Source organism: Janthinobacterium sp. 13, from assembly GCF_002749695.1.
Taxonomy (GTDB): domain Bacteria; phylum Pseudomonadota; class Gammaproteobacteria; order Burkholderiales; family Burkholderiaceae_D; genus Janthinobacterium; species Janthinobacterium kumbetense.
The window spans coordinates 5,347,069-5,359,074 of sequence record NZ_PEEQ01000001.1 but is presented as its reverse complement, the minus strand read 5'-3'; the positions used below and the strand labels follow the sequence as shown (position 1 = coordinate 5,359,074).

The window sequence follows — 12,006 nt, the reverse complement described above, 5'->3', positions numbered from 1 at the left end:
CGCATCCGCATGGCGCAGCGGCCCGCGCCTGGCTACAGTGCATGCATACCCACCCGCCACCCGAAAGGAAACATCATGAAAGCCTTGAAAAACATGGAAGCCATCTTCACCGTCGCCGTCGCCATCGCCTGCGGTGCCAGCTATGCCAGCTTCATGCAGCCATCGGCCGCCAAGGCCGCCGATGTGGCGCAAGCGGGCGCCATCCCCGTCGTCGTGGTCAGCGCCAAGCGCCTGACGGAACAGGAAAAGAAAATCTCGCTGATCGAGGAGCGGCAAGCCTTGCTGGGCAACGCCAGCGCCAGCACCCTGTGAGCCGCCGATGCTGACACCACGCCGCCTGGCGCACTGCGGACAGTCGCCGCGCCAGGCCGCCATAGGCATCTGATTTGTATCCGCCACGGATACACGGACACACAGCATTGTGTCAATTGTAATAAGTTGAATCAAAGGCGAAAAATCGCCGGCAAGCGCCTATAGTCCATTTCACGCAATCACCGAAATGGAGCAACCCATGAAACCCATCACACTCTACGCAGCAGCCATGCTTGCCATCAGCGCCGCGGCCTTCCTGCCCGCGCAGGCCATGGCCCAGAATCAGCTCGGCGTCAGCATTGTCGTCGGCAACGCCCCGCCTCCGCCACGGTTTGAAAGCGTGCCAGCGCCGCGCGCCGGCTATGTCTGGGCGCCCGGCTACTGGAACTGGGATGGCCAGCGCCATGTCTGGAACAATGGCGAATGGCTGCGCGAACGGGGCGGCAATCAGTACCGCCGCGCCGCCTGGATACAGGAAAACAACCGCTGGCGCCTGGACCGTGGCGGCTGGGTCGCCGCGCAAGTGCAGCCCGTGCGCTACGACGAGATCCGCATCGCCCCGCCGCCACCGCGCCGCGAAGCCATTCCGCGCGCCCGCCACGGCTACATCTGGGCGCCCGGCCACTGGGAATGGCGCAGCCAGCGCTACGCCTGGACGCCAGGCGTGTGGATCGCCGAACGCCCCGGCTATGCGTATGCGCCGCCCGCCTGGAACCAGCGCGACGGCCGCTGGCAGATGGAGCAAGGCCGCTGGTCGCCACGGGGCCCGAACGGCGACCGCGACCGCGACGGCATCCCCAACCGCCATGACCGCGACAATGGCAACCGCCACGACCGCGACCATGACGGCGTGCCGAACCGCGACGACCGGCGTCCGGACAACCCGAACCGCAGCTGACGCGCTGTAGTCAGCACCAAGTAGCATCAAGGCCACCCCTCGCGGTGGCCTTGTCATTTTCCCGACACATCCGTGTATTAAAATCGCGCGACGATCAATCACACTGCGCGAGAAAGATTCACGATGGCGATGGAAACTGCCGGTTTCACCTACGGCTCGGACACCTCGGGCCTGGTCTGGGGCTTCCTGTTTGGCCGCGAGGCGCAGCCGCTGGCGCTCGACTCGACGGCAGCCCTGGCCTGGCTGGCCGATGGCGCGGCGCGCCCGGCGCAGGAATTCGTCTGGCTGCATTTCAACCTGTCGCATGCGGCCAGCGAAAAATGGCTGATGACGCACACGCAGCTGGCCGACGAATTCTATGAAACCCTGCACCAGGGCTCACGCTCGACGCGCATCGAACAGGCGGAAAACACCCTGATCGCCGTGGTCAACGATGTGGTGCACAATTTTTCGTTCGAGGCGTCCGACATTTCCACCATGTGGGCCAGCGTGGCGCAAAACCTCGTCATCACGGCGCGCCGCGCGCCGCTGCAGTCGATCGAGCGCCTGCGCCAGGCCGTCATCAAGAACCACGAGCCGATCCGCTCGTCGGTGGAGCTGCTGATCCACCTGCTGCGCGACCAGGCGGACGTGCTGGTCAACATCGTGCGCGACGCCGTGGCGCGGGTCGACGATATCGAAGATCACTTGCTGGCCGGGCGCCTGGTGCCGAAACGCGAAGACCTGGGCGCCATGCGGCGCGTGCTGGTGCGGCTGCAGCGCCTGCTGGCGCCGGAACCGGCCGCCCTGTTCCGCCTGCTGCAACGCCCGCCCGCGTGGGTGTCGGAGCTGGACAGCCTGGAATTGCGCCAGTCGACGGAGGAATTTTCGGTGGTCCTCAGCGATATGTCGTCGCTACAAGAACGCATCAAGCTGCTGCAGGAAGAGATCGCCGCCAGCGTCAACGAGGAAAACAGCCGCAGCCTGTTCGTGCTGACCATCGTCACCGTGCTGGCCTTGCCGATCAATATCATCGCCGGCATGCTGGGCATGAATGTGGGGGGAATTCCGCTGGCCCAGCACCCGCAGGGCTTCTGGATCATCGTTGCCATCATCGTCACGTTCACGGTGGTGGCGGGATGGCTGGTGGTGCGCGTGCAGCGAAACAGTTAATTCCCGTCCCGGCACGGCCTGGCAAGCGAACGGCAGGCGCCGTCCGCCATTGATGCTTAACGGTGGTATTCGCCAGCCCGTTCAGGCTGGTAAACGATTTCCTCGATCTTGACCTTCACCACGCCGCCCGGCATGGGCCAGGCGATGCTGTCGCCCACGGATAGGCCCAGCAGCGCGCTGCCGACGGGCGCCAGCACGGAAATACGGTCGGCCTGGCCTTCCACATCCTTCGGATACACGAGCGTCAGGCAGAATTCCTCCTTGTTTTCCACCGTGAAGCGCACGGTGGAATTCATCGTCACGACGGTCGGGGGAATCTCTTGCGGCTCGAGTACCTCGGCGCGGCCCAGTTCGTCGAGCAAGGCGGCCTTGTCCGGCGACAGATTATTACCTAAGGCATACAACAACGCTTCCAGTCGTTCCAGGTCTTGTGACGACAAAATAATTTTTGGTTTTTTTTCCAAGATATCCTCACTATTGATCATTAGGGCGACGTCCGGGTTTGCTGGCGGCAGCTTGCCTGGCCGCGGCAGACAAAACAAACAGCATCAGGACGTCCATCATCTGCGGATTATGGACGAACTCGCGGAGCAAGGCCATAGCGTTCTCGCATTCTTCATTAAAATTTATTAAAATCAATGACTTGCAATGGCCTATGCAGGCAAAAAGTTAATCCGCGCGCGATGCCGGGGCCATTGAAGTTATTCTTGATGGCATTTTGTTTATTGTCAGCATGTTTTTAAAGGAAAAAAACAGCCGGCAAAAAAAGGATTAAAATTCAGCTTGGATTATTATTAGAAAGACACGCCCCACCTTTTCCGCCTGACTTGTCGCCTAAGTAGGTCGCGGGAAATTATTGTGAAGTTATGACGAACAGAACCGGATGCGCTGCAAGGCGCCCGTTGCGACGCAGTGCAGGCACTGCCAGCAGCGGGTAACGCCGCAGAGCGCCGGTTATGGAACTCAGAAATCACAATAATTTATTACGACCTACTTAGCCTGCTGCCACCGGCCTGTGGCATGCAGACAAAATTGCCGCGCGCCCTGTACTTTCACGCTGCAAAATGACAATATGTCGGCCTTAACAACACGTCGAGAGTTCCGGCTCACTTCGGTTTTCATCAGACTGGAACGTAAAGTATGGCAGGGCGAGGCGGGATCACACGGGGCGGCGGCAAGCGGGGCCGGCAGGAGAAAGCGTCATGATGGCGCCATTGATGCTGCCGTCGGCGCAATTGCGCGGCGACCGCATAGCCAGGCTGAACTTGCTGGCCGCGGCGGCCATGCTGGCCATGGCCAGCCTGCTGTTGATCCTCTTCCAGTTGTTTTCCCTCCAGGCATCCTTCCAGCGCACGCTGCGCATCCAGGCCGACATGCTGGCGCCCGCCGCCACGCAGGCCATGCGCCAGGACAATCGTCTTGCAGCGCAACAACTCCTCGCTCCCCTCGCCGCCGCCCCGCATATCCGGCAAGCACTGCTCTACAGCCCCTATGGCACGCCGTTTGCCCGCTATGCGCGCAGCGGCAGCGATACCGCACCCTCGGCGCCGCGCAGCGGCCTGCACATCGATTACCTGGACGGCAGCGCTGCCATCCTGACGGCCTTGCCCGGCGGCGGCGCGCTGTACCTGCGCGCCAGCCTGGCGCCGCTGTACGCCAGCCTGGCGCAATTTGCCGCCTTCACCCTGCTGGTCAGCCTGTGCGCGTTCGGCCTGACCTTCCTGATGGTGCGCCGCACGCGCACCGCCGCCCTGCATGCGGAGCGCCATTTGCACTACCTGGCCCACGTCGACCCCGTCACGCAGCTGCCGAACCGCCATGAATTCAACGATGCGCTGGCCTATGCGCTGGCGCGCGCCGACCGCCAGGACAGCAGCGTGGGCCTGCTGCTGCTGGACCTGGACAACTTCAAGATCGTCAACGACACGCTGGGCCACCACTGCGGCGACCAGCTGCTCAAGCTCGTGTCCGAGCGCCTGGTGGCCATCCTGCGCGGCACCGACATCATCTGCCGCATCGGCGGCGACGAATTCGTCGTCATCGTGGAACCGGCCGACGACGCCTCGGAGATGGCCAGCGTGGCGCGCAAGATCCTCGCCGTGCTGGCCGCGCCGTTCGCCCTCGAAGGCCACCAGCTGTACGTCAGCGCCAGCATCGGCGTGAGCCTGTATCCGTTCGACGCGCAGGACGTGGCCACCCTGACGCGCAATGCCGATACGGCCATGTACCACGCCAAGCACCAGGGCAAGAACCGCTACGCCGTGTTCAAGGCCGAAATGGAGTTACGCGCCCAGCGCCGCCTGCGCATGGAAGCGAACCTGCGCCGCGCCCTGCAGAACGAGGAACTGTATTTGCACTACCAGCCGCAGATCGACTTGCGCAGCGGGCGCATCGTCGGCGTGGAAGCGCTGATACGCTGGCATTGCCGCGACATGGGCCAGCTGAGCCCCGCCGAATTCATCCCCGTGGCCGAGGAAAGCGGCATCATCGTCGACCTGGGACGCTGGGTACTGCAAAGCGCCTGCCGCCAGGCAGCCGCCTGGTGCAAGGCGGGCCTGCTCGACTCGCTCGAACACGTGGCCGTCAACCTGTCGGCCTGCCAGGCGCGCGATCCGGGCCTGATGGACGATATCCGCGCCATCCTGGACGAAACGCAGCTGCCGCATGGCTTGCTGGAGCTGGAAATCACGGAAGGCGTCCTGATGGACAATGTCCACGCCAACGTGGAATTGATGCGGCGCCTGCAGGAAACGGGCATCCACCTGTCGATCGACGATTTCGGCACCGGCTATTCCTCGATGTCGTACTTGAAACGCCTGCCCATCGACCAGCTGAAAATCGACCGCAGCTTCGTGCACGACCTGCCCGGCGAGGGCGAAGCCATCGTCACGGCCATCATCGCCATGGCGCACAGCCTGCACCTGAAAGTGGTGGCCGAAGGGGTGGAAACGCTGCAGCAGGTGGAGTTCTTGCGCAAAGCGGGCTGCGACAATGTGCAGGGCTTCTTCTTCGCCCGTCCGATGACGGCGGCGCAATTGACGGCATTGCTGCTGGAACGGCGCGACTGGAGTACACGCACGATCCTGCCGGCGTAAAAAAAGGCAGAACCAGTGGTTCTGCCCCTCGTCGCTACCTCAGAGTCATCAGGCCAGCTTGGCCGAATGCTCGCGCGTGGCGTGGAATTTCAATTTCGGCCAGCGCTCTTCCGTCAGGCGCAGGTTCACGCCGGATGTCGCCAGATACGCCATGTTGCCGGCCGCATCGTAGGCCACGTTGTGGCCCAGCGCATTTTCGAAATCCTGCAGGATGCGCTTGTCGTCGCAGCTGACCCAGCGGGCGCTGCTGATGCTGGTGCCCTCGAACACGGCGTCCACGCCATACTCGTTGAGCAAACGGCTGGCCACCACTTCGAACTGCAGCACGCCGACGGCGCCCAGTACCAGTTCGCCGCCCTGCACCGGCTTGAAGACCTGCACCGCGCCCTCTTCGCCCAGTTGCTGCAAGCCCTTGTGCAACTGCTTGATTTTCAAGGGATTACGGATGCGCACCGAGCGGAAGAAGTCCGGTGCGAAGTACGGGATGCCCGTAAAGGTCAGCATCTCGCCTTCGGAAAAGCTGTCGCCGATCTGCATGTTGCCGTGGTTCGGCAAGCCGATGATGTCGCCCGCGTACGCTTCTTCCACCTGTTCGCGCGAGGAAGCCATGAAGGTCACCACGTTCGACACCTTGATCTCGCGCCCCAGGCGCAAGTGCTTGACCTTCATGCCGCGCTCGAAACGTCCCGAGCACACGCGCAGGAAGGCGATGCGGTCGCGGTGGGCCGGGTCCATATTGGCCTGGATCTTGAAGACGAAACCGGTAAATGGCTGCTCGGACGGCGCCACCGAACGCACGGTCGCGTCGCGCTCGCGCGGCGCCGGCGCCCAGTCGACCAGCGCGGACAGGATCTCGCGCACGCCGAAGTTGTTGATGGCCGAACCGAAGAACACGGGCGTCTGCACGCCGGAGAGGAATTCTTCCAGGTTGAACGGGTTCGACGCGCCGTGCACCAGTTCCACTTCCATGCGCAATTGATCCATCTCAAGCGGGAACATCTCCTGCAGGCGCGGGTTGTCGATGCCCTTGATGATTTCGAAGGCGCCGTCGGCCTTCTCTTCACCTGCCTTGAACAGCATGATCTCGTCGTTCAGCAGGTGGTACACGCCGCGGAAGTTCTTGCCCATGCCGATAGGCCAGGTGACGGGCGCGCACTGGATCTTCAGCACCGATTCCAGCTCGTCGAGCAGATCGAGCGGATCGCGCGTCTCGCGGTCCATCTTGTTCATGAAGGTGACGATCGGCGTATTGCGCATGCGGCACACGGCCAGCAGCTTGATCGTCTGCGCTTCCACGCCCTTGGCCGCATCGATCACCATCAGCGCCGAGTCGACCGCCGTCAGCACGCGGTAGGTATCTTCCGAGAAGTCCTGGTGACCCGGGGTGTCGAGCAGGTTGACGACGTGGTCGCGGAATTCGAACTGCATCACCGAGGAAGCGACGGAAATGCCGCGCTGCTTCTCGATCTCCATCCAGTCCGACGTCGCGTGGCGGCCCGATTTACGCGCCTTGACGGTACCGGCCATCTGGATCGCGCCCGAGAACAGCAGCAGTTTTTCCGTCAGGGTGGTTTTACCGGCATCCGGGTGGGAAATGATGCCGAAGGTGCGGCGGCGCTGCACTTCGCGCGCGATCACGGCCGGCGCCTTGCTGCTCACCGGCGCTGCGGCGTTGTCCGCGCTGTCGCTGGAATCGGGGGTGTTGATGTCGTTCTCGTTGGCCATATTGGTGACCATAATATGGCCCTCGCAAAAAACCCTCGATTTTACAGAAGGATCGGCCTTCCGTGTGAACTGCTTCACTCTGGCGAACGGCAAAACTGACTGCATCGCGGCGCACTTCATCAAGGGGTCACAATCCGCAGGCAACATTGCACTGCAGAAATGTTGTCACCCTACCCTGGAAACCCGATGAAAATGCTCCTCACCCCCGCCATCCGCCTCATGCAGCGCTTGCGCCTGCTGCCCAAATTCATGCTTGTCTGCCTGGTCTTCCTGCTGCCGCTGGCGCTGGCGACCACCCTGCTGATCTCGGAACTGGGCAAGTCGCTGGCCCAGGCGCAGGATGCGCAGCGGGGCGTGGCCTATGTGCGCCAGTTGCAGGAAGGCACGCGGCTGCTGCAACAGCGGCGCGGCCTCGAGCACTTGCGCCTGAGCGGCAAGGCGGGCATGGACAACACGGCCCTGAATGCGCGCATCACGGCCGCGCTGGCCGCCCTGGCGCGCTTGCCGGCGGGCGCCGGCCTGCCCCAGGCGGCCGAGCTGACGAAACAGTGGCAAGCCCTGCTGGGCCGCCAGGCGGGCCTCGCGGCGCGCGACAGCTACGCGGCGCACACGGCGCTGCTGCGCCAGGCGGCCAAGCTGGGCCAGCTGGTGGCCGACCGCTCGCACCTGAGCCTGGACCCGGACGCGGGCGCCAACCACCTGAGCGCCGCCTTCACCGCCACCCTGCCCGACCTGGCCGAGAGCCTGTCCGACATCGGCGGGCGCGGCGCCGCCTACATCGACACGGGCCTGTTCGAGGCGAATGAAGATCAACTCGTCAACGCCAACGCCCTGATCGCGCGCCACGAACTGGAACGCCTGCCGGCCCGCTTCGACGAAATCATCGCGGCCAAGCCGGAATTGCGCGCCAGCCTGCAGCCGGCCCTGAAAGCCGTGCCGGCCGCGCTGGCCTTCCTCGAACGCACGAAGAATGAAGTGACGAATTCCTACGACCAGACGTCGGGCGCGCAATTCCACGCGGCCGGCATGCAGGCCATCGACGCCCTGCACGCGCTGTCCGGCACCTCCGCCACCGCGCTGGACGGCTTGCTGGCGCAGCGCATCGCCCGCGACGAGGCGCGCCGCGCCCTGATCCTGGCGGCCATGCTGCTGGTGCTGCTGGCCGCCGCCTACCTGTGCGCGGGCTTTTATGCCGCCTTCGCGCGCGACGTGCAGCAATTGCGCGTGGCCGTGGGCGCCGCGGCGGCGGGCGACCTGTCGCAGCGCATCACCTCACAGGCGCACGACGAAATCGGCGACCTGGTGCGCGACTTCGGCGCCATGACGCATGGCCTGGCCACCCTGGTGCAGGAAATCCGCGGCGGCGCGGCCGTCATCGCCGCAGCCGGCGCCGATATCGCCCAGGGCAACGCCGCCCTGTCCGGCCACACGGCCACGCAAGCGGACGCGCTGGGCGCCACCGTGGACTCGATGCGCGAGCTGACGGCCACCGTGGGCCGCAACGAAGCCCACGTAGGACAGGGGCGCACCCTGGCGGCGTCGGCCGCCGAAGTGGCCCTGCGCGGCGGCGAGACCGTCAGCGCCGTGGTCGAGACCATGGCCTCGATCAAGGCCAGCTCGCACAAGATCGTCGACATCATCGGCGTCATCAACGGCATCGCCTTCCAGACGAATATCCTCGCCCTGAACGCGGCCGTGGAAGCGGCGCGCGCGGGCGAGCAAGGGCGCGGCTTTGCCGTCGTCGCGTCCGAAGTGCGCAGCCTGGCGCAGCGCTCCAGCGAAGCGGCGCAGCAGATCAAGCGCCTGATCGGCGACTCCGTGGCCACCGTGGACGCGGGCGGCGACCTGGTCAACGCGGCCGGCAGCACCATGCGGCAAGTCGTCGACGCGGTGCAGCAGGTGTCCGTCGTCATCGGTCGCATCAGCAGCGCCGGCGCCGAGCAGAATGGCGAAATCGCCCGCATCAATGGCGCGCTGGCGCAAATCGACGACATGACGCGCCAGAATGCGAGCCTGGTCGACGAGGCGCGCGCCGGTTCGCAGCGCCTGCACCAGGAAGGCGAAGCGCTGACGCAGGCCGTCAGCCGCTTCCGCCTGGGGGAGCACGAGGCGCCAAACGTGCGCCAGACACCCGCCGCAACCGTGCGCGACGGCTTGCCCAGCGTGCGTCCGGCCGGCCTGTGGAGCGCCAACAAGCCGCGCGTCATATCACAAAATCGCGCAGAACGGCGCAAGGCTAGCTAGTCAAAAGTGTGCGCGTAGGACAAGGACTACAATTTCGCCTCAAAAGAGACTACAAAGTGGCGACTGCTAATCTTATGTTCGCCACTTACATAAGCTTTTAAAGTAGCTACATCGCGATCTGCACCGCGCGGTCGAAAAAAAACGCTGTTCCCAGATGGATGCGGCAACTTTTTTGACCAGCAACGCGGCAGTCGCACTCCGATGTAAAAAGCCTGTGAGGAATACTATGAGCCATACTCAACTTATCGCCCCGGTCCAGAAGAACCAGTTGCTGCCGCGCGCCATGCCTGCGGCCGGTCGGGAAATCAAGCTTGCGTCGCGGGTTAGCCTCAGCAGTGCCCAACAGAATGAATTGCTGGCCGCCCTGCCGCGCGCCGCGCTCGAATCGCTGTTCGAAGACCTGGAACTGGTGGAACTGCCTTTCGGCAAGGAATTGTATGCCTACGGCAACAACCTGGAATACAGCTACTTCCCCACCACCGCCATCATTTCCTTGCTGTATGTCATGGAAGACGGCGCCACGACGGAAATCGCCGTCGTCGGCCATGAAGGCGTGGCCGGTGCCTCGCTGCTGGCAGGCGAACGCGCCATGTGCACGGCCGTCGTGCAAAGCGCCGGCTACGGCTACCGCCTGAAAACGCAAAGCCTGCGCGACGCCTTCAACCAGGGCGGCGCCCTGCCCCAGCTGCTGATGCGCTACACCAACGCCCTGTTTGCGCAAATGGCGCAGAACGCCGTCGGCGGCCGTCACAGCTCGATCGAGCAAAAGCTGTGCCGCTGGCTGCTGGACCGCCTGGACCGTTCGCCATCGAACGAATTGAAAGTGACGCAAGAGCTGATCTCGATCATGCTGGGCGTGCGCCGCGAAAGCATCACGGCCGCCGCCGGCAAGCTGCAGGAAGAAGGCTTGATCCACTATCGCCGCGGCAATATCACGGTGCTGGACCGCGCCGGCCTGGAATGCTATGCGGGCGAGTGCTACAAGGTGGCGAAGACGGAATACGACCGCTTGCTGCGCGACGTATCACGCTGCTGATCCGCTGCTGATCAGGCAAGACAGATAAAAAAATGGCCGGGCTGCATGCCCGGCCATTTTTCTTGCATCAACGTCCATTACGCTTCGGCATCCGCATCGATGTCTTCCGGCTCCGGCGTCAGCGGCAGGGGAATCACGGCTTCCACGCACGTGCCCTTGCCTTCCGGCCCCTGGCGCACGGTGAGTGTGCCGCCCAGCAACAAGGCCCGCTCGCGCATGCCCAGCAAGCCGTGCGACATGGGTTTTTGCAGCGCATCTTCCGTGATGCCGATGCCGTCGTCGATCACGCGCAGCACCAGGCCGTGCTCATTGCGCTTCAAGGTCACGCTGACCATGCCGGCGCGCGCATATTTCAGGATGTTGGTCAGCGATTCCTGCACGATACGGAACAGGGCAATCGTCAGGGTGGCTTCGCGGTTGTCGATATTGATGGCCACGTCCGTTTCGCAGCGCACGGAACTCATGCGCGCAAAATCCTCGCAATAGCTTTCGATGGCGGCGCACAGGCCCAGGTTGTCCAGCAGGCTGGGACGCAGGTCTTCGACGATGCGGCGCTTCAGTTCCACCGTTTCCAGCAAGGTGGCCTTGGCGCGGCGCAATTGCGCGGCCAGTTCCGGCTGCGTGTGCGCCAGTTGCTGCGTGACGGCGCCCAGGTCCATGCTGATCGACGTCAGGTTGGCGCCCAGTTCATCGTGCAATTCGCGCGCCAGGCGCGCCTTTTCCACTTCATTGACGCTGATCAAATGACGCGACAGCACGGATAACTGCTCCGTACGCTTGCTGACCGTCGACTCCAGGGTGTCGTTGGCATTTTGCAGTGCATACTCGACGGCCGCGCGATTCTGGAAACTGCGCCGCACCAGCTGGTAAAACATGATCAGCACGAGGATGGCCAAGGCATTGATGCCGATGCCGAGCAGCACGGCTTTCTGGTACTCATGGTAAAAGGCGGCGCTGCCGGAAGACAACGCTTCATTCTGCTCGCGCGTCATGATCACCACTTGCAGGCGGATCTCGTCCATGGTGGCGCGGTCATCGGTCACGCGGGAAATGTTGACGATCTCGGCCAGCCCGCCCTGCTTGTAGACATCGATCGACTGTTGCAGCATCGACATCTTGCGACGGATCAAGCTTTTCAGCTGGCCCAGGTTTTTCAACTGGGTAGGACTGCCCGCGAGCAAGGTTTGCAGCTCGTTGAATTCGTTTTCGATTTCCGTGGTCGCCGTCTTCGACGGCCCCAGATAGGTTTCGGAGCCGGAAATGAAATAGCCGCGCAAGCTGCTTTCCGCATCGAGCACGAGCACGTTCAAATACTGCAGGCGGTCCGCCACGCGGGCGCTCTGGCTGAGCAAGGCGTTCGTGCCCTTCAGCGATTGCAGATTATGATAGAGACTGAAACCATTGAGTACAAGCAGCAAGGCGCAAGTCACGCACAGGATCGTCTTGTAGAGGGGCAGGCGGTGATTCGGGGCCGGTTCAGCGGTGAAATACATCCTGATGTGCATCCTTAGCAAGGTTCGGCGCGGGAAAAAGCGCCGGCGCCG

General features: G+C 63.4%; 9 protein-coding genes. 6 read left to right on the top strand and 3 right to left on the bottom strand.

Translation table 11 applies throughout. The features are described 5' to 3' along the window. The first annotated feature begins 75 nt into the window (after positions 1–75). The 3 genes from CLU94_RS23655 (at position 76) to CLU94_RS23645 (ending at position 2,362) form a co-directional block, all read left to right on the top strand. Entirely contained in the window at positions 76–312 is a 237-nt protein-coding gene (locus CLU94_RS23655) for a hypothetical protein (RefSeq protein WP_099667411.1), read from the top strand. Positions 313–511: 199 nt separating this feature from the next. Further along, positions 512–1,210: a YXWGXW repeat-containing protein gene (locus CLU94_RS28775; protein WP_257218962.1), complete on the top strand. Its 699-nt coding sequence runs from the start codon at positions 512–514 to the stop codon at positions 1,208–1,210. Between the two features lie 123 nt (positions 1,211–1,333). Next, positions 1,334–2,362, top strand: coding sequence for a transporter (locus CLU94_RS23645; protein WP_175444840.1), 1,029 nt, complete (start codon positions 1,334–1,336; stop codon positions 2,360–2,362). Positions 2,363–2,418: 56 nt separating this feature from the next. Here CLU94_RS23645 and rnk read toward each other — a convergent pair whose 3' ends face one another. Beyond that, the gene (rnk, locus tag CLU94_RS23640) at positions 2,419–2,826 is read right to left on the bottom strand and encodes a nucleoside diphosphate kinase regulator (RefSeq protein WP_162835757.1); all 408 of its coding nucleotides are present in this window, start codon (positions 2,824–2,826) and stop codon (positions 2,419–2,421) included. Positions 2,827–3,564: 738 nt separating this feature from the next. Here rnk and CLU94_RS23635 point away from each other — a divergent pair. After that, the gene (locus CLU94_RS23635; RefSeq protein WP_099667410.1) at positions 3,565–5,457 is read left to right on the top strand and encodes a putative bifunctional diguanylate cyclase/phosphodiesterase; all 1,893 of its coding nucleotides are present in this window, start codon (positions 3,565–3,567) and stop codon (positions 5,455–5,457) included. 48 nt (positions 5,458–5,505) lie between these two features. Here CLU94_RS23635 and CLU94_RS23630 read toward each other — a convergent pair whose 3' ends face one another. Continuing rightward, entirely contained in the window at positions 5,506–7,194 is a 1,689-nt protein-coding gene (locus tag CLU94_RS23630; RefSeq protein WP_373610388.1) for a peptide chain release factor 3, read from the bottom strand. 174 nt (positions 7,195–7,368) lie between these two features. Between CLU94_RS23630 and CLU94_RS23625 the strand changes: the two genes are divergently transcribed. Beyond that, positions 7,369–9,426, top strand: a complete 2,058-nt coding sequence (locus CLU94_RS23625) for a methyl-accepting chemotaxis protein (protein ID WP_099667409.1) — start codon at positions 7,369–7,371, stop codon at positions 9,424–9,426. Between the two features lie 226 nt (positions 9,427–9,652). Beyond that, positions 9,653–10,462 (top strand): Crp/Fnr family transcriptional regulator, encoded by an 810-nt coding sequence (locus tag CLU94_RS23620; protein WP_034783188.1) that lies wholly within the window; start codon positions 9,653–9,655, stop codon positions 10,460–10,462. Between the two features lie 77 nt (positions 10,463–10,539). Here CLU94_RS23620 and CLU94_RS23615 read toward each other — a convergent pair whose 3' ends face one another. Next, positions 10,540–11,955 (bottom strand): sensor histidine kinase, encoded by a 1,416-nt coding sequence (locus CLU94_RS23615; protein WP_077406205.1) that lies wholly within the window; start codon positions 11,953–11,955, stop codon positions 10,540–10,542. Between the last annotated feature and the right edge of the window lie 51 nt (positions 11,956–12,006).